The sequence below is a fragment of the Streptomyces sp. NPDC090083 genome (assembly GCF_044747445.1).
Classification (GTDB): domain Bacteria; phylum Actinomycetota; class Actinomycetes; order Streptomycetales; family Streptomycetaceae; genus Streptomyces.
In genome coordinates, this window is the sequence record NZ_JBIVED010000009.1 from 229,054 (window position 1) to 247,224 (window position 18,171).

Consider the following 18,171-nt stretch of genomic DNA (forward strand, 5'->3'; position numbering starts at 1 on the left):
AACCCCACCAGGCAATCGCGACATTTGGTTGCTAACGTCCCTCGGGTGACGCAAGCCGCCACCACCGAATCCCGGACCACGGCCGCCAAGCTGACCCTGCCGACGCTGACGACGATGGTCGTCGGCTCCATGGTCGGGGCCGGGGTGTTCTCGCTCCCGCGCAGGTTCGCGCAGGAGACGGGCGTGGCGGGCGCGCTCATCGCCTGGGCCGTCGCCGGCACGGGCATGCTGATGCTGGCCTTCGTGTTCCAGACCCTCGCGGTCCGCAGACCCGACCTCGACGCCGGTGTCTACGCCTATGCCAAGGCCGGGTTCGGCGAGTACCTCGGCTTCTTCTCCGCGTTCGGCTACTGGGCCAGCGCCTGCGTCGGCAACGTGACGTACTGGGTGCTGATCATGTCGACGGTCGGCACCATCGCCCCGTCGCTCGGCGAGGGGGACACCGTCCTCGCGGTGGTCCTCTCCTCGGCCGGTCTGTGGCTCTTCTTCCTGCTGATCAGCCGCGGGGTGAAGGAGGCGGCGGCCATCAACCGCATCGTCACCGTCGCCAAGGTCGTGCCGATCCTCGTCTTCGTCGTCCTGGCGCTCTGCTACCTCAAACCCCATGTCTTCGCCGAGAACTTCGGCGGCGCCGACTACGCGGGCTCCCTGTTCCAGCAGGTCAAGGGCACCATGCTGGCCACCGTCTTCGTGTTCCTCGGCGTCGAGGGCGCAAGCGTCTACTCCCGGCACGCCAAGCGCCGCGAGGACGTCGGACGCGCGACGGTCCTCGGCTTCCTGAGCGTCTTCGCCGTCTTCGCGTCGGTGACGATCGTGTCGTACGGCCTGATGCCGATGGGCGAGATCGCCGAACTGCGGCAGCCGTCGATGGCCGGCGTGCTGGAGCACGCGGTGGGCACCTGGGGGAAGGTCTTCGTCAGCGTCGGGCTGATCGTCTCCGTGCTGGGCGCCTATCTCGCCTGGACGCTGATGGCCGCCGAGGTGCTGTTCGTCGCCGCCAAGGACGACGACATGCCGCGCTTCCTGAAGACGTCCACGGCCGCCGACGTACCCGTCCCCGCACTGGTGATGACCACCCTGCTCAGCCAGGTCGTCCTGATCGTCACCTACTTCTCCGACGACGCCTTCAACTTCGCGCTGGACCTGACCAGTTCACTGACCCTGATCCCGTTCCTGCTCGCCGCCGGCTTCGCCGTACGCATGGCGCTCGCCGAAAACCGGCGCGGACGTGCGGAGTTGACGGTCGCGGTGCTCGCCACGGTCTACACCGCGTTCCTCCTCTACGCGGCGGGGCTGAAGTACCTCCTCGTCTCGTTCATCATCTACGCGCCCGCCACCTTCCTGTTCGTCAAGGCCCGCAGGGAACAGGGGCGTTCGCCCTTCTCGGCCCGTGAACTGGTGATCCTCGCCGTCTCGATCGCCGGCGCCGCCGTCGGGATCGTCGCCCTGACGCTGGGCTGGATCAGCCTCTGACCTCGCCCCCGACCCCCGGAAAGGTGCCCCGTGACCAGTCAGGACAGCGTGAACCGACATGAGTACGGCGTCCACTCCGAGGTCGGCCGCCTCCGCAAGGTCCTGGTGTGCGCGCCGGGCCTCGCCCACCGCAGGCTCACCCCGACCAACTCCGACGACCTCCTCTTCGACGACGTGATGTGGGTCGAGAACGCCCAGCGCGACCACGCCGATTTCGTCAACAAACTCCGTGAACGCGGCGTCGACGTCGTCGAGTTGCACGAACTGCTCGCCCAGACCATGACGATCCCGGCCGCCAGGGACTGGCTCCTGGACCGGAAGATCGTCGCCAACGAGGTCGGCCTCGGCCTCATCGACGCGACCCGCGCCTACCTGGAGAGCCTCGAACCGGCCGCCCTGGCCCGGTACCTGATCGGCGGCCTCGCCACCACCGACCTCCCGGACGAGTACCGCACCGACCACGTCGCCCTCGTCCGCGAGTCGACCGGCGTCCGCGAATACCTGATGCCACCGCTGCCCAACACCCTCTACACCCGCGACACCACCTGCTGGCTCTACGGCGGCCTCACGCTCAACCCGCTCTACTGGCCCGCCCGGCACGACGAGACCCTCCTGATGAAGGCGATCTACACCTTCCACCCGGACTTCGCGGGCTCCGTCGTCTGGTGGGGCGACCCCGAACTCGACTGGGGGCAGGCCACGTTCGAGGGCGGCGACATCATGCCCGTCGGCAACGGCGTCGTCCTGATGGGCATGAGCGAACGCACCTCGCGCCAGGCCATCACCCAAGTCGCCAAAGCACTCTTCGAGTTGGGCGCCGCCGAGCACGTCGTCGTCGCCGGGATGCCCCGGCTGCGCTCCGCCATGCACCTCGATACGGTCTTCACCTTCGCCGACCGCGACCTGGTGACCCTGTACCCGGCCATCATGGACGCCGTCCACACCTTCTCCCTGCGCCCCGGCGACAAGGCCCCCGGCGTCGACATCGTCGACGAGGGCTCGACCCCGTTCACCGACGTCGTCGCCAAGGCACTCGGGCTGCCCGGACTGCGGATCGTCGAGACGGGCGGCGACAGCTACGCCTCCGAGCGCCAGCAGTGGGACAGCGGCAACAACGCGGTCGCGCTGGAACCGGGCGTGGTCTTCACCTACGACCGCAACACCCAGACCAACACCCTGCTGCGCAAGGCCGGTGTCGAGGTCATCACCATCGTCGGCGCCGAACTCGGGCGCGGCCGGGGCGGCGGCCACTGCATGACCTGCCCGATCGTGCGGGATCCGGTGGAGTTCTGAACGCTCTGGCGCACGGGAGATGTTGTCCAACTCTTTGCCCATGGCCGGTTCCTGGCGCGCACCGCCCGGTGGCACGCCGGTCGGCGGATCTCGGGGACGCAAAGCACGGCTGAAAGCGGTGGGGTGGTACGGCCGCTCAGGTTACGGGCATGTTGACCGGCCTCGCCGCCGTGACCCACCCTCGACATGTAGGTGCTAGATACAACTGGTTCGGCGGGGCAACCTTCCTCATCGGGAAAGCGCCAGGTGGGACGGGGTTCCCCGGCCGGCCGAACGCAGGAGGTAACGCATGTGCGGCATCACCGGCTGGGTCTCCTTCGACCGTGAACTGCGCACCGAGGCCGCGACATTGGATGCGATGACGGAGACGATGGCCTGCCGCGGCCCGGACGACCGCGGCACCTGGGTCCAGGGTCACGCGGCCCTCGGCCACCGCCGGCTCGCGATCATCGACCTGCCCGGCGGCCGTCAGCCGATGACCGCCGACACGGCGGACGGCCCGGTCGCGCTCGTCTACTCGGGAGAGGCCTACAACTTCACCGAGCTCCGCCGCGAACTCGCCGACAGGGGACACCGGTTCACCACCGACTCCGACACCGAGGTGGTCCTGCGCGGCTACCTCGAATGGGGCGACGGCGTCGCCGAACGCCTCAACGGCATGTACGCCTTCGCGATCTGGGACAGCCGCCGCGACCGACTCGTCATGATCCGCGACCGCATGGGCATCAAGCCCTTCTACTACCACCCGACCTCGGACGGCGTCCTGTTCGGCTCCGAACCGAAGGCGATCCTCGCCAACCCGCTGGCCCGCCCCAAGGTCACCCTGGACGGCCTGCGCGAACTCTTCACCATGATCAAGACACCCGGACACGCGATCTGGGACGGCATGCACGAGGTCGAGCCCGGCACCGTCGTCACCGTCGACCGCTCGGGCCTGCGGCGGCGCGTCTACTGGCAGTTGGAGACCCGCCCGCACACCGACGACCGCGACGCCACCGTCGCCCATGTCCGCACCCTCCTCGACGACATCGTCCGCCGCCAGCTCGTCGCCGACGTACCGCGCTGCACCCTGCTCTCCGGCGGCCTCGACTCCTCCGCCATGACCGCGATCGCCGCCCGCCAACTCGCCGAGCACGGCGAGAAGGTGCGCAGCTTCGCCGTCGACTTCGTCGGCCAGAACGAGAACTTCGTCGCCGACGAACTGCGCGGCACCCCCGACACCCCCTACGTGCACGACGTGGCCCGCGCCTCCGGCACCGACCACCAGGACATCGTCCTCGACGCACAAGCGCTCGCCGACCTCGACGTCCGCGCGAAGATGCTCCGCGCCCGCGATCTGCCCCTGGGCTTCGGCGACATGGACGCCTCGCTGTACCTGCTCTTCCGCGCCATCCGTGACCAGTCCACGGTCGCCCTGTCCGGCGAGTCCGCCGACGAGGTCTTCGGCGGCTACCTCCAGTTCTTCGACGAGGAGGCCCGGCGCGCCGACACCTTCCCCTGGCTGGTCCGCTTCGGCCAGCACTTCGGGGAGGACTCCGACATCCTGCGCGCCGACCTGACCGAGGCCCTCGACACCCAGGCGTACACGGCGGACGGCTACCGCACGGCCGTCGCCGGCATCCAACGCCTCGACGGGGAGAGCGACTTCGAGTTCCGCATGCGGCGCATCTGCCATCTCCACCTCTCCCGCTTCGTGCGCATCCTCCTCGACCGCAAGGACCGCGCGAGCATGGCCGTCGGCCTGGAGGTCCGCGTCCCGTTCTGCGACCACCGGCTCGTCGAGTACGTCTTCAACACCCCCTGGGCCCTCAAGTCCTACGACGGACGCGAGAAGACCCTGCTCCGGGAGGCCACCGCGGACGTCCTCCCGAGGTCCGTCTACGACCGGGTCAAGAGCCCCTACCCGTCCACCCAGGACCCCAAGTACGCGGTCGCCCTCCAGGACCACGCCAAGGACCTCCTCGCCCGGCCCTCCCACCCGGTCTTCGACCTCGTCGACCGCGAGAGGCTCCGCCGGGCCGCCCACCGCGACACCCCCATCAGCACCCAGGCGGGGCGCCGGGGCCTGGAACGCGCCCTCGACCTGGCCCTCTGGATGGACCTCTACAAGCCCGAGATCTCGCTCACCTGAGTCAGGGCGCGGGCACGGTGTCCGACGGGCACGAACTCCCGCTGGGCGGCAGGGAACCGTAGAGCAGGAAGTCGTCGACCTTGCCGTGCACGCACTTCGAGGACGCGTAACCGGTGTGGCCCTCGCCCTTGTTGTCGAGCACCACGGCCGACGACCCCAGCCGCTGGGCCGTCTCCACGGTCCAGCGGTACGGCGTCGCCGGGTCGCCCCGGGTGCCGACGAGCAGCATCTTCGACGTGTCCACGTCCTTGACGTCGTCGCGGATGTAGTCGGTGCCCTTGGGGCGGCCGTAGCACATCAGCACTTCGGTGAGCCGGTAGCGGCCGAAGACCGGTGAGGCCGCCTCGTACTCGGCGCGCAGCGCGTCCAGGTGCCCGGTGATCTGCTCGGCGGTGGGGCGGTCGGGGTCGTCGGCGCAGTTGACGGCCATCAGGGCGGCCGGGAGGTTGTCGAGCGGGACGTCCTGGGCGTCGACGATCCCGCCGCTGCCGCCGAGCCGGGGGACGCCGGTGCCGCCCGAGGAGAACCCCATGACGGCCCGCGTGTCACCGTCCTCCACCAGGGAGGCGATGGCCCGCTCCAGCGCGGGCCACAACTGCCTGCTGTACAGCGCCTGGCTGATGGAGCCGACCAGGTCCTGGCCGGAGAACGTGTCGCCGAAGTCTGTCTCCACCGGGTCCTTGTCGAGGGAGCGGACGAGCTGCACGGCCCGATCCGGTGCCTCGCGGGCGTCCGTCCCGAAGGGGCACGCGATGTCCTGCACGCACCAGTCGAGGAAGTCCTCCAGCGCCGTCTGCTGCCCCTGGGCGCCCGCGATGCCCTGCTCGGACAGCGGTTCGGTCAGGGTGTCGACGCCGTCGAGCACCAACCGGCCGACCTTCTTGGGGAATTGGGCCGCGTACACCGCGCCGAGCCGCGTCCCGTACGAGAAGCCGAGGTAGTTGAGCTTCTTGTCGCCCAGGGCCTGGCGCATCACGTCCAGGTCCCGGGAGGCGTTGACCGTGCCGATGTGCGGCAGGACGGGGCCGGAGTACTTGGCGCAGGTCGCCGCGGACTTCCGCAACTGCCGCAGGACGACCTCGGGGTCGCTGCTGTCGGACGGGTCCTCCCCGGCCTCGGCCGAGCCCTCGTCGGTGCCCGCGCCGCAGCTCACGGGCGAGGACTGGCCGACACCGCGCGGATCGAAGGTGACGACGTCGTAGCCGTTCGTCAGATCCATGAACTCCTTGCCGTCCGAGGCGAGTTCACTCACCCCGGCGCCACCGGGACCGCCGAAGTTCAGCAGCACGGAACCCCGTGACCTGCCGGTCGCGCGGTACCGGGCGAGCGCGAGATCGAGGGTCCGCGCGCCGGGCTTCGCGTAGTCGAGCGGGACCGTGACCTTCCCGCACTGCAGGTCCTTGGGCGCGTCCATGTCCTTGCACGCGGCCCACTTCACCTTCTGCCGGTAGAACCGGGACAGGTCGGGCTGCGGCCGGTCGTCGGCCGTGGCGAGCGCGGGCACCCCCGCGCCGAGCAGCGCCAGCGTGAGGACCCCGGTGAACGCGCGGCGCCGGAGCGCGGGCCGCGTTGACAGCTTGGCCAGCATCAATGCCTCCAAGAACGCGCCGTGACCAGCGCCTTCGATCACGATAAGGGGGCCTCACCGGCCCCGCCTCCCGGCGAGCGGGACGGCGCCGAGTGCCGTATTCTGCGCCCCTTCCATGGACCCGAAAGGTTTTCCGACTAATGGTTTTCCGACTGATAGGGAAGAGTGACGAATAGTTCGATAACCGCGACCCTCGAAGGGGTGAAAGGCAGATAAGCCATAACTCGCATCGTGCGCCCGCGTTTTATCCGGTGCGGGTGTGTGCCCGCTACATCTCTGGGAAGGCAGGGAACCTATGAAACGGGTTGCCCGAAACGGTGTGATCGCCGTCGCCGCCGCGTCCGGTGCGCTGGCCGCGGCGATGCCGGCGTTCGCGGACTCCGGTGCGGACGGCACCGCGGCCGGTTCGCCCGGGGTGATCTCCGGCAACACCATTCAGCTCCCGGTGCACGTACCGGTGAACGTGTGCGGGGACACCGTGAACGTGGTGGGACTCCTCAATCCCGCCATGGGGAACAGCTGCGCCAATGACAGCGGCGCGAAAGCCCCGGGCGTCCACAGGAGCGGCGGGAAGAACACCGGCCGGGCGCACGGCGGCGCCGTCGCACAGGGCGGCGAAAAGGATTCTCCGGGTCTGCTCTCCGGCAACGGGCTGCAACTCCCGATCCACCTCCCCGTCAATGTCAGCGGCAATTCCGTGAGCGTGGTCGGCGTCGGCAACCCGAGCGTGGGCAACCACTCCGAGAACACCTCGGGCGGCGACCACCCCCACCACCCCGCGCCGCCGGCCCCCGCGCCCACCGTGCCGGTCAAGCCGCACCCCGGCCCGGCACCGATGACGGAGGTGAAGGGGCACCCCGCCCAGCCCGTGGCCGAGGCGTCACTCGCCCACACGGGCGCCGACGGCACCATCCCGGCCGCAGCCCTGAGCGCGGGCCTCCTCCTGGGCGGCGCCGCTCTCTACCGGCGCTACCGCCCCACGGCGGGACGCTGACCCCGGCACCCGCACCAGGACGGAAGGCCCCACCGGGCAGGTGACCGGTGGGGCCTCCGCCGTGCCGGGGCACGTGGGCGCGAGGTCACCGGAGGCGTGAGGGGCACCGCTGGCGCGAGGAGCGGGGTGTCAACTCCTAGGAGCCGTCCGGGAGTTCACCGGAGCCCTCCGACGGAGCCCTGAGCAGTGCGCGGGCGGACTTCCGGAACGCGGTCAACAGGCGGTGGTGCTCGCCCGCGCGGGTCGCCAGGGCGACATGGCTCGGCTCGACGCCGTGGAGCGGGATCGCCGTGATGTCGGGGCGGACCGTCTGGCCGGGCCGCAGACCGGCCGCGATCGCCACGGCCCGTCCGTCGGCGACGAACTCGAACTTGTCCTCCAGGGCCGTGATGACCGGACCGCCGGGTGCCGGGCGGCCGTCCGGCCGGGGATCGATGCGCCAGAAGGCGGTCCATGCCGGGTCCGCGCCGGGCATCCGAGGGAGCGGCTCGTCGGCGATGTCGTCCAAGGTCACGGACTCCTTGCCGGCGAGCCGGTGGTCGAGCGGGACGAGCAGGATGCGCGGCTCGTCGTAGAGGATCGTGACGTCCAACTGGCCGGTGGGGAAAGGCAGTCGGGCCACCACCGCGTCGACCCGCCGGTCGAGCAGGGCCGTCCGCACGTCGTCGTAGGCGAGATGGGCGACGTGCACATCGGCGTCCGGATGCCTGCGCCGTACGTCGCGCACCGCCGGGGTGACGAAGAGGTTCGCCATGTAGCCGACGGTGAGGCGGCCGGGCTGCGCGGCGGCGCGGGTCTCGGCGGCGGCCTGCGCGGTGGCGCGCAGCAGCGCCCTGGCGCGCGGCAGGAAGACCTCCCCGGCCTCGGTGAGCCGGGTGCCCTGCGGGGTACGGTCCAGCAGGCGGGCGCCCAACTGGTCCTCCAGGCGCCGCACTTGACGACTCAGCGACGGCTGGGTGATGTGCAGAGCCTCGGCGGCACGGCCGAAGTGCCGCTGGTCGGCGACGGCGATGAAGTACCGCACGAGACGCAGTTCGAGATCGGGGGCGGGCGGGAGGTCCGTCATGCCTGGAGTGTACTGCGACACTCGGAGGCGGTCTCGCCGAATATGGGCTTTGAGCTGCTGCGATGCCTGAAGCGTATTGCGTCATGCGTAACAGGCTTTGGACCCGGAACCCGCGCGAAGCCACGATGGAAACACATCGCAGCTCCACACCCACCTCTTCGAAGGAACGCACCATGCGTGTTTTCGTCACCGGCGCCAGCGGCTTCATCGGCTCGGCCGTGGTCCGTGAACTGCTCGACGCCGGGCACACGGTCACCGGACTGGCCCGCTCGGACGCGTCCGCCGAGGCGCTGACCGCGGCCGGGGTCGCCGTGCACCGGGGATCGCTCGGCGACCCCGACAGCCTGCGCGCGGGCGCCGAGGCGGCGGACGGGGTCTGCCATCTGGCGTTCATCCACGACTTCTCCGACTTCGCCGCCAACTGCGCCACCGACCTGCGCGCCGTCGAGACCATCGGCGAGGCGCTCGCGGGCACCGACAAGCCCTTCGTCGTCACCTCCGGCACCCCCGGGCTTCCCGGCGGGAAGGTGGCGACCGAGGAGGACCAGGTCGACCCCGGGTCCTTCGCGGCGGTCCGGCAGCCGTCCGAGCTCGCGGCGGTCGCGCTGGCGGAGCGCGGGGTGCGGTCGTCGGTCGTGCGGCTGCCCCGGTCCGTGCACGGTACGGGAGACCAGGGCTTCGTCCCCCAACTCATCGCCACCGCACGGGAGAAGGGCGTGTCGGCGTACGTCGGTGACGGCAGTGCCCGGTGGCCCGCCGTGCACCGGCTCGACGCGGCGCGGTTGTACCGGTGGGCCCTGGAGTCGGCACCGGCGGGTTCCCAGTACCACGCGGTCGGCGACGAGGGGCTGGAGCTGCGGTCGATCGCGGAGGTCATCGGCCGGCGGCTCGGCGTACCGACCGCGAGCGTGCCGGCCGAGCAGGCGGCCGAGCACTTCGGCTTCCTCGGTCTCGTCGCCTCGATGGACTGCCCGGCGTCCAGCGTGCTCACGCGCAAGCAGACGGGCTGGGAGCCGGTGGAGCCGGGACTGCTGGCCGACCTTGAGGCGGGGCACTACTTCGGGGACGTGTAGGGACCCGCGGGGATCAGGGGCGGTCGGGAGCCGTCGTCCGGCCGCGGGCCGGTCGGGGTCGGTCGCGCCCACGCGGCGGAGCCGCACCTGGCCCCGCGTCCCTCGGTGTGTCCGCGCCGGTGCCGGTCGGAAACGCGTGCCGGCGGCCCAGCGCTACGACGGTGAGCGCGCCCGCGACCAACGGCAACGCCGTCCAGGGCAGCGCCCCGGCACCCCACCCCGACAGCGCCAGGCCGCCGGTGAACGAGCCGCCCGCGATACCCGCGTTGTACACCGTGGTCTGCAACGACGTTGCCACGTCGGCCTGTTGGGGGCCGGAGGCGTTGACGAGAGCGGTCTGCACGAGTGTGGGGGCGCCGCCGAAGGCAACTCCCCACGCGGCGACGGACGTCAGCAGGACGGCGGGGGAGCCGGGGTACAGGCCGAGGACGCACATGACCGCCGCGATCAGGGCCAGCGCGCCCAGCAGGGCGGGCCGTGCCCAGCGGTCCACGAGGGCGCCGGTGGCCCAGATCCCGACGACCGTGGCGGCCCCGAACACCAGCAGGACGACGTCCGTACGGCCGTAGCCGGTGTACGCCGTGAACGGGGCGACGTACGTGTACATCACCTGATGTCCCAGCAGCAGGAACAGAGTGACCGAGAGGACGGCCGGGATTCCGGGGAGTACGGCGACGCCCCGCAACGGGACGCGTGCGCCCGGGAGTTCGCCGGGGAAGGCGGGCACCCGGCGCCGTATCCAGACCACGACGAGCAGCGCCAGTGCCGACAGCGTGCCGAACGCCGTGCGCCAGCCGACCGCGTCGGCCAGAGCGGTGCCGGCGGGGATGCCCAGGGAGAGGGCGAGGGTGATCCCGGCCAGGACGACCGCGATGGCCCGGCCACGCCGCTCGGCCGGCACCATCCGGGCCGCGTACCCGGCGAGCATCGCCCACATCGTGCCGCCCATGATCCCGGCCAGCAGCCGGGCGCCGAAGGTGACGGCGTACGACGAGGACAGCGCGACCACCGCGTCGGCGCAGGCGAATCCCAGCAGCGTACCGACGAGGACCGGGCGGCGCGGCAGTCCGCGCAGCGCGGCGGTGACCGGGATCGCGGCCAGGAAGGACGCGACCGCGTAACCGGTGACGAGGAAGCCGACCCGCGCCTCGGAGACGCCGAGCGCGGGCGCCATCCGGGGCAGCAGCCCTGCGGGGAGGAGTTCCGTCAGGACGGCGGTGAAGGCGGCCGTGGACAGGGCGAGGAGCCCGGACCAGGGCAGGGCTGTGCCCCTGGCCTGGGATGCGGTGGTCATGGGACCATGGTCGAACCCTCACATCAGTGTGAAGGCAAGCGCGTCCCGCGAACGGGCCCCGCGCGCGGTCCCCGGAGGCAGGCATGAAGATCGGCGAGCTGTCCCGCCGCACCGGCGTCCCGACCCGCCTCCTGCGCTACTACGAGGAACAGGACCTGCTCCACCCCGACCGCACCGAGAACGGCTACCGCTTCTACGGCGAGCCCGCGGTCCGGGACGTCCAGCAGATCCGCGGACTGCTCGACTCGGGGCTGACCACCGAGATGATCCGCGCGATCCTGCCGTACCTCTCCGGACCCGAGGAGATCCACGTCCCCGCGGAATGCCTGACTCCGGAGACGGCCGCCCTGCTCAGCGGTCATGTCGAGCGGATACAGGCCCGCATCGACTGCCTGGCCCGCAACCGCGACCGGCTCAGCGCCTATCTGGCGGCGGTACGGCCCGACATGCCCGCGCAGGGACCGTAATCCCGTTGCCGGGTCCGCCGGCGGATGGTGGAGTGACCGCATGGATCATGCCTCGGTACTCGCCCTCCACGACCGCGACCTGCGCGAGGGCGCCCGTCCCGACGGCCCCGGCGCCCGGGTCGAGCGGGTCGGGGGAGTGGTGCGCCACGTCGCCGACGGAGACGGCTGGAACGGCGTCCTGTGGTCGGACCTGGACACGGCGGACGCCGACGCGGTGATCGCCGAGCAGATCGCGTACTTCACCGCGCTCGGCCGCGACTTCGAGTGGAAGCTCTACGGCCACGACCTGCCGACGGATCTCGGCCGGCGGCTGGCGGCGGCCGGGTTCACGCCCGAGCCGCAGGAGACGCTGATGGTCGGCGAGATCACCGACCTCGTCCTCGACGCCCGACTCCCGGACGGCATAAGGCTGTTGGCCGCCACCGACCCCGCCGGTATCGACCTCGTGGCGGACGTCCACGCGAAGGCCTTCGGCACGGACGGTTCCCGGCTGCGCGCCCGGCTGCTCGACCAACTGGCCGCCGATCCCGACACGGTCGTGGCCGTCGTCGCCCTCGCCGGTGACGAACCGGTGAGCGCGGCACGCATGGAACTCGTCCCCGGCACCCCCTTCGCCGGGCTGTGGGGCGGCGGCACGGTCGAGGCCTGGCGGGGCCGCGGCATCTACCGCGCCCTCGTCGCCCACCGCGCCCGCATCGCCGCCGACCGCGGCTACCGCTACCTTCAGGTCGACGCCTCCGACCAGAGCCGCCCCATCCTCGAACGCCTCGGCCTCGCCCCGCTGACCACCACCACGCCGTACGTCTACGAGCCGTAGACCGGCGGGTCCGCGCACGGATGTCACAATCGCGGCGGCTCGATCCGTCACGTCTGACATGACGACGAATGAGAGCAGTCCTGGCCGGCAGGAGATCCTCCTCGCCGGTGGGAGCGGCGTCCTCGGCCGCCACATCGCCCAGGCCCTGACCGACGCGGGCCACCAGGTCACCGGCCTCGGCCGCGGGCCGGGCAACGGTATCCGCGCCGACCTCATGGACCGTGACGCACTGCTGCGCGCGGTCGACGGACGCCACTTCGACACGGTGATCCACGCGGCGACCGCCCTGCGCAAGCCACCCGTGCGGCACCGCGACATGCGCGCCACCGACGCCCTGCGCATCGAGGGAACCACCCACCTCATCGAGGCGGCGCGCGCCACCGGCGCCCGCCGTTTCATCGTCGAGTCGATCGTCCTCGGCTACGGCTACGGCGACCTCGGCAGCCGTCCCCTCACCGAGGACGACCCCTTCGCCCCGCGCGGCACCACCCCGCAGTTGGAGGAGCACCTCGCGGGCATGCGCGAGAAGGAGCAACTCGCCCTCGGGGCAAAGGACCTGGAGGGCATCTCCCTCCGCTTCGGCCTCCTCTACGGCCCCGGCGGCACCGACGCCCTCCTCCCCATGCTGCGCGGGCGCCGGCTCCCCACGCCCCACGACGGCGGCCGGGTCCTGCCCTGGACCGAACTCACCGACGCGGGCCGCGCGGTGGCCGCCGCCGTCGCCCACGGGCGGCCGGGCGAGGCCTACAACATCGCCGACCGGACGCCCCTCGGCTTCCGCGCCCATCTCCTGTGCGTGGCCGAGGAGTTCGGCCTTCCGAAGCCGATGGCCCTGCCGCTGTGGGTGGTTCGCCCGATGACGTACGCCCACACGATGATGACCTGCAGTCTGCGGGTGTCCAGCGCGAAGGCGGAACGGGAGCTGGGCTGGACCCCGCGGTACGTGTCGAGCGCCGAGGGCCTGGCGGCACTGCACGCCGCCCGGTGAGCGCGCGTGCGTCCGCCCCCGAGCGGTGCGCAAGGGGGCGGACGCGCGGAAGCCGGCCCGCGGCTCGCGGGCCGGACTTCGCATCGACGAGCGGGATGATGCCTGGTGGCAGGGGGCGCCCGTCAGGAGTGCGGATCGAGGAGGGCCGGGCGCCGTGCCCGCACCGGCGCGCCTCCGGCCGGTCTCACCCGCGGCACGTCCCGACCGCCGCTCAGCGGCGCGCCCTGGACCGATCCAGCGCTGCGATGCCGACCGCTGCCAGGCCGATCTGAATCAGCCACTCGATCCAGTCGATGCCCTTGGTGTCGGCGACCCCGAGGCCCGATGCGATGGCCGCACCGATGAGCGCGGCCACGATGCCGACCACGATCGTCAGGATGACGCCGATGTGCTGGCGGCCCGGAACGACCAGCCGTCCCAGCACGCCAATGATGATGCCGATGATGATGGCACTGACTACGCCCGAGATCTCCATCTCCGCCCCTCTTTGTCGATATCCCCGCTCTCTTCATCTGCCCGCTGTACGTCCAGGCAGTCCGACCGACTTTCGCCGTCCGTTATTGCCGGGACTTTCTGTTCACGACCCCGTCATGCCATGTACCTTTCAAACGTTCAACGCGTGTAGAACTCCCCAACTACCGTTCTACGCGCGCAGATCAGGCGCCCGCATCGCACCTTTCCCCATCCCCTCACGGAGGTTCGCCGGATGCTTGGATCCAGAAGATCCCGCCGCAGACTCACCACCGCCCTCGCCGGCCTGGGACTTGTCGTCACGGGGGCGACGCTTCAGGTCACCACCACGGCCACGCCCGCGCACGCGGCCACCACCCACCGCGTCCTGTTCGACGACGGCCACGCCGAAGAGGCCGGGAACGCGGACTGGATCATCTCCACCAGCAAGCCCGACCCGCTCGCCCAGGACTCCTCCCCGTCCGCCGAGACCGACTGGACCGGCGCGCTCTCCTCGTGGGGCGTCGCCCTGCAGAAGACCGGCAGCTACAGCCTGAAGACCGCCACCAGCGCGCTCACGTACGGCGGTTCGTCGACGACCGACCTGTCGAACTTCGACACGCTGGTCCTGCCGGAGCCGAACACGCTGTTCACGACCGCCGAGAAGACCGCGATCATGACGTTCGTCAAGAACGGCGGCGGTCTGTTCATGATCTCCGACCACACCGGCGCCGACCGCAACAACGACGGCTACGACGCGGTCGAGATCCTCAACGACCTGATGACGAACAACAGCGTCGACTCGACCGACCCGTTCGGCTTCTCCATCGACACACTCGACATCAGCTCCGGCTACCCGGCGGCCATCAGCGACAGCACGGACCCGGTCCTGCACGGCTCCTTCGGCACGGTCACCAAGAGCCTCATCGCCGACGGGACGACGGCCACGCTCAAGCCCGCCGACAACTCGGCGGTCAAGGGCCTCGTGTACCGCAGCGGTTACTCCGGCAACACCGGCGCCTTCTTCGCCACCAGCACCTTCGGCAGCGGTCGCGTCGCGTTCTGGGGCGACAGCTCACCCATCGACGACGGCACCGGCCAGTCCGGCAACACGCTCTACGACGGCTGGAACGACACCGGCGCCACCAACGCGGCCCTCGCCCTCAACGCCACCGCTTGGCTGGCCGGCGAGGGCACCAGCGGCGGAGGCGGGGGCGGCGGCACCACCTGCACCGCCGCGCAGCTCCTCGGCAACAACGGCTTCGAGTCGGGCAACACCACCTGGAGCGCCACCAGCGGCGTCATCACCAACTCCAGCAGCGAGGCCGCGCGTACCGGTTCGTACAAGGCCTGGCTCGACGGCTACGGCACCGCCACCACCGACACCCTGTCCCAGTCGGTGTCCATCCCGTCCGGCTGCACCACCGCCGCGCTGAGTTTCTATCTCCACATCGACACGGCGGAGACGACGACCAGCACGGCGTACGACACGCTCAAGGTCCAGGTCCTCAACAGCTCCGGCACCGTCCTGAGCACCCTGGCGACCTACTCCAACCTGAACGCGGCCAGCGGCTACACCCAGCGCAGCTTCAGTCTCGCGAGCTACGCGGGGCAGACCGTCACCCTCAAGTTCACCGGCGTGGAGGGTTCCACGCTGCAGACGTCCTTCGTCATCGACGACACGGCGCTGAACGTCAGCTGACGGCGACCGGTGGGGCCCGGCGGCGGCCGGGCCCCACCGGTTCACCGCGCCGCGAACGTGCGCTCCGGGGTGTTCCACCCGGAGACCCGCACGCGGGGCACCGACCCGTGCAGATCGGCCGTCCGGTAGGTCGCCGTCAGCGTCGCCGACTCCCCGGGCCACAGGCTCACGTCGTTGTCGGACCACCGCACCGGCAGCACGGGTCTGCCCGCCGAGTCCACGAGATGGACGTCGGTGAGGAGCGAAGGCGCCTTCCCCTTACCGGTGTTGCGCACCGTGACCGTCGTCGTCGACGTGCCGTGCGGACCCGCCGCGGTCGACACCGCCGCCGAGACCGGCGTCCGCGCCATCGAGCCGAGCCCCGTGAGGTCGGCGTAGCTCGTCGTCGGCGTGTGGTACCAGTCGGTGTGCGCCCAGTCGAGCGTGTCGGGCCGGCCGGAGAGCCAGTACACGTTCCGGCTCACCTCCTTGCCGGACGCGTCGGTCAGGGTGAGGCGCACCAGGTACGTCGTGGACAGACCGGGCACCGAGGAGGGCGCGGGCAGGGTGAGCGCCGCGCTGTGCGCGCCGCCGCCGGAGACCTCCACCCCGGGCACCTTCTTGTCGTACCTCCGCGTGCCGTCGGTGTCGAACAGGGTGGCGCGGGCGGTGAGTCGGCGTGCGGGTGCGTTCCGGTTGTTCACCAGGACGACCGAGCGGTCGTCGTAGGAGTACTGGATGTGCAGCGGCTCGTTGGCCTTCTTCGCGCCGAAGTAGGCGCCGCCCTGGTCGAGGTAACGGTCCGTCAACTGCCAGTGCAGGGAGGTCCAGCCGCTGTTGAACATCCAGTAGACGACTCCGGTCGCGGGCTTCGAGGCGTCGGTGGCGTTGCGCTCGTAGGCCTCGAACTGGGCCCGTACGTTCTCGTACTGGGCCAGTTGGGCCTTGCGGACGTAGTCGGTGAGGCTCGTCGGCGGGCCGTAGCGGCCGGCGAGGGCGTTGTCGTAGATCTTCAGGGTGGCGAAGGTGGAGGACGGGGAGCGGTGGTACTGCTTCGCGGCCGGGTCCTTCCAGAGGGTGGCCAGTTCGGCCGGGGTCATCATGCGCCGCAGGGTGTCGAGGGTGGGGATGTCGGGGCCCGCGCTGGTCTCTGAGTTGAAGCCGGTGGCGCCGCCCTCGCGTTTGGCGTACCAGTAGCCGGGCGGCACCCAGTCGTAGGGGCCGGTCATCTTCATGCCCGAACTGCCGCTGACGGGTGCGGAGTTGTCGGAGGCGGCGGCGACCACCGGAGTGTTCCAGTCGGCGGCCCTCAGGGCGTCCAGGTAGGTCTTCTCGATCTTCGCGTCGGGGGCGAAGTCGCTGCCGATGAGGAAGGAGACCACGCTCGGGTGGTCGCGCAGCCGGGCGGCCTCGGCGGCCATCGACGCCTTGGCGACCGGGTAGTCGGCGGCGGTCCACGTGTCGCCGGTCTCGTCGCCGTTGACCTGGCCCTCCCACTTGTCGCAGCACTCCCAGCCCGGGAGGGTCAGGATGCCGTAGCGGTCGGCGAGGTCGAAGAACTCGTCCGGCTCGATGTGGCCTTCGAGGCGGATGGTGTTGAGGCCCAGGTCGAGGGCGTACCTCAGGCGGTCCTCGACATACGTCCGGTCCCAGCGCAGGAACTCGTCCGGTGACCAGCCTCCGCCCTTGATCAGCACGCTGCGGCCGTTGACGAGGTAGTGGCGGTCGCCGGCGGAGTTCAGCGGGGCCCGCACGTCGCGGATGCCGAAGGTCCGGTGCGCGGTGTCGGAGGGGGTGCCCGCGACGGACGCGGTGAGGTCGAGGGCGTAGAGCGGCCGGCCGCCCATGCCCGCGGGCCACCAGACCTTCGGGTGGGTGAGGTGGAGAGCGAAGGTGACCGGCTTCGTCCGGTGGGCGCCGAGGGAGACCGTCTTCTCGAAGGTCGTCCCGGCGACGCTGCCCCTGACCTTCGCGGTCACGGGCGTGCCGGAGTCGTTGCGGGCCCGCGCTTTCACCGTCAGGTCCGCGGAGGCGAGGGACGGCACGGCCAGGCTGGTCACCACATGTGCGTCGCGCAGCGCGACCGGGCCGCCGCGCCGGACGAGGACGTCACGGACGATGCCCATGTTCTGGTCGGGCGGCGGCTGGAGCCAGTCGATCCAGCCCATGGTGAGGTTCTTGTCCGGGTCGTTCGGCCGGATCCGGAAGGCGACCGTGTTCGTGCCCGCGCGGACGAGCGAGGTGACGTCCAACTCGTGCTGTGTGTAAGCCCCGTTGACGTCGGCGGCGGTGGCGATCCGGGTGCCGTTGAGGTAGACGTCGGCGGCCGAGATCACCCCGCTGAAGTCGAGGTGGGTGCGCTTGGCGGTGTCAGCGACCGTGAAGTCGCTGCGGTACCACCACGGCACCTGGAAGTCGGCCTTCGGGATCTTCCGCTGGTCGGTCGAGTGAAAGGGGTCCGGGTGGACGCCGTCGGCGATCAGGGCCGCGAGGACGGTCGAGCGGGCGCCCGCCGGGTACCAGCCGGTCGTCGGGTAGCCGGGGGAGGAGACGGCGGCGGCCGAGTCGGGGACCTTCGCGGACGACTGGATCGCGTAGCCGGACAGCGGGATGGTGGTCCCGGCGGACGAGCCCACGGCGGTCACCGGGACCCGGGCGGGCCGCTGCGGGGAGGGCTGGTGCGGCCCCGCCCACGCGCCGGTCGTGAGGGAAGCGAGGAGGCCGAGGACGACCGCGGCCGTGGCGAGACGGCTGCTGCGGAGTGGGGGGACGGCGGGGCGATGGAACACGGCGGTCACCGGCCTCGTCAAGTTAGGAAACTTTACTAACCGCACCAGAAGGTAGGGCGCCCGACGA

14 protein-coding genes are annotated in these 18,171 nt (G+C 71.0%); 9 read left to right on the forward strand and 5 right to left on the reverse strand.

Going from position 1 to position 18,171, the window contains the following annotated elements; all coding sequences use genetic code 11:
• Nucleotides 1-45: 45 nt before the first annotated feature.
• From ACIPTO_RS29650 to asnB, 3 genes are all read left to right on the forward strand, one after another.
• Complete coding sequence (locus ACIPTO_RS29650; protein ID WP_401197158.1) at nucleotides 46-1,473, forward strand: basic amino acid/polyamine antiporter; 1,428 nt, start codon at nucleotides 46-48, stop codon at nucleotides 1,471-1,473.
• A gap of 30 nt (nucleotides 1,474-1,503) precedes the next feature.
• Nucleotides 1,504-2,766: an arginine deiminase gene (locus ACIPTO_RS29655; protein WP_366325468.1), complete on the forward strand. Its 1,263-nt coding sequence runs from the start codon at nucleotides 1,504-1,506 to the stop codon at nucleotides 2,764-2,766.
• Nucleotides 2,767-3,055: 289 nt separating this feature from the next.
• Entirely contained in the window at nucleotides 3,056-4,897 is a 1,842-nt protein-coding gene (asnB, locus tag ACIPTO_RS29660; protein WP_366325466.1) for an asparagine synthase (glutamine-hydrolyzing), read from the forward strand.
• A gap of 1 nt (nucleotide 4,898) precedes the next feature.
• Here asnB and ACIPTO_RS29665 read toward each other — a convergent pair whose 3' ends face one another.
• Nucleotides 4,899-6,485 carry an alpha/beta hydrolase gene (locus tag ACIPTO_RS29665; RefSeq protein ID WP_401197161.1) on the reverse strand — a complete coding sequence of 529 codons (1,587 nt, stop codon included), beginning with the start codon at nucleotides 6,483-6,485 and terminating at the stop codon, nucleotides 4,899-4,901.
• Between the two features lie 295 nt (nucleotides 6,486-6,780).
• Between ACIPTO_RS29665 and ACIPTO_RS29670 the strand changes: the two genes are divergently transcribed.
• Nucleotides 6,781-7,479: a chaplin gene (locus ACIPTO_RS29670; protein ID WP_401197163.1), complete on the forward strand. Its 699-nt coding sequence runs from the start codon at nucleotides 6,781-6,783 to the stop codon at nucleotides 7,477-7,479.
• 136 nt (nucleotides 7,480-7,615) lie between these two features.
• On the opposite strand, the gene ACIPTO_RS29675 is transcribed toward ACIPTO_RS29670, so the two are convergent.
• Nucleotides 7,616-8,545, reverse strand: coding sequence for a LysR family transcriptional regulator (locus tag ACIPTO_RS29675; RefSeq protein ID WP_401197166.1), 930 nt, complete (start codon nucleotides 8,543-8,545; stop codon nucleotides 7,616-7,618).
• Between the two features lie 173 nt (nucleotides 8,546-8,718).
• Between ACIPTO_RS29675 and ACIPTO_RS29680 the strand changes: the two genes are divergently transcribed.
• A complete protein-coding gene (locus ACIPTO_RS29680; protein ID WP_401197168.1) occupies nucleotides 8,719-9,618 on the forward strand; it encodes an SDR family oxidoreductase in 900 nt (299 codons plus the stop codon).
• 13 nt (nucleotides 9,619-9,631) lie between these two features.
• Here ACIPTO_RS29680 and ACIPTO_RS29685 read toward each other — a convergent pair whose 3' ends face one another.
• Complete coding sequence (locus tag ACIPTO_RS29685; protein WP_401197170.1) at nucleotides 9,632-10,912, reverse strand: MFS transporter; 1,281 nt, start codon at nucleotides 10,910-10,912, stop codon at nucleotides 9,632-9,634.
• Between the two features lie 83 nt (nucleotides 10,913-10,995).
• Between ACIPTO_RS29685 and ACIPTO_RS29690 the strand changes: the two genes are divergently transcribed.
• From ACIPTO_RS29690 to ACIPTO_RS29700, 3 genes are read left to right on the forward strand one after another with little or no spacing between them, the layout of a single operon-like run.
• Complete coding sequence (locus ACIPTO_RS29690) at nucleotides 10,996-11,379, forward strand: MerR family transcriptional regulator (protein WP_401197173.1); 384 nt, start codon at nucleotides 10,996-10,998, stop codon at nucleotides 11,377-11,379.
• A gap of 40 nt (nucleotides 11,380-11,419) precedes the next feature.
• On the forward strand, nucleotides 11,420-12,196 hold the full coding sequence (locus ACIPTO_RS29695) for a GNAT family N-acetyltransferase (protein WP_366325452.1): 777 nt from the start codon (nucleotides 11,420-11,422) through the stop codon (nucleotides 12,194-12,196).
• A gap of 58 nt (nucleotides 12,197-12,254) precedes the next feature.
• Nucleotides 12,255-13,184: an NAD-dependent epimerase/dehydratase family protein gene (locus ACIPTO_RS29700; RefSeq protein WP_401197177.1), complete on the forward strand. Its 930-nt coding sequence runs from the start codon at nucleotides 12,255-12,257 to the stop codon at nucleotides 13,182-13,184.
• Between the two features lie 211 nt (nucleotides 13,185-13,395).
• Here the strand turns inward: ACIPTO_RS29700 and ACIPTO_RS29705 are convergent, their stop codons facing one another.
• A complete protein-coding gene (locus ACIPTO_RS29705) occupies nucleotides 13,396-13,659 on the reverse strand; it encodes a GlsB/YeaQ/YmgE family stress response membrane protein (RefSeq protein ID WP_366325448.1) in 264 nt (87 codons plus the stop codon).
• Nucleotides 13,660-13,890: 231 nt separating this feature from the next.
• Here ACIPTO_RS29705 and ACIPTO_RS29710 point away from each other — a divergent pair, with 231 nt between their 5' ends.
• On the forward strand, nucleotides 13,891-15,336 hold the full coding sequence (locus ACIPTO_RS29710; protein WP_401197179.1) for a hydrolase: 1,446 nt from the start codon (nucleotides 13,891-13,893) through the stop codon (nucleotides 15,334-15,336).
• A 41-nt stretch (nucleotides 15,337-15,377) separates the two neighbouring features.
• Here ACIPTO_RS29710 and ACIPTO_RS29715 read toward each other — a convergent pair whose 3' ends face one another.
• Nucleotides 15,378-18,104, reverse strand: a complete 2,727-nt coding sequence (locus ACIPTO_RS29715) for a glycosyl hydrolase 2 galactose-binding domain-containing protein (protein ID WP_401197436.1) — start codon at nucleotides 18,102-18,104, stop codon at nucleotides 15,378-15,380.
• Nucleotides 18,105-18,171 lie beyond the last annotated feature (67 nt).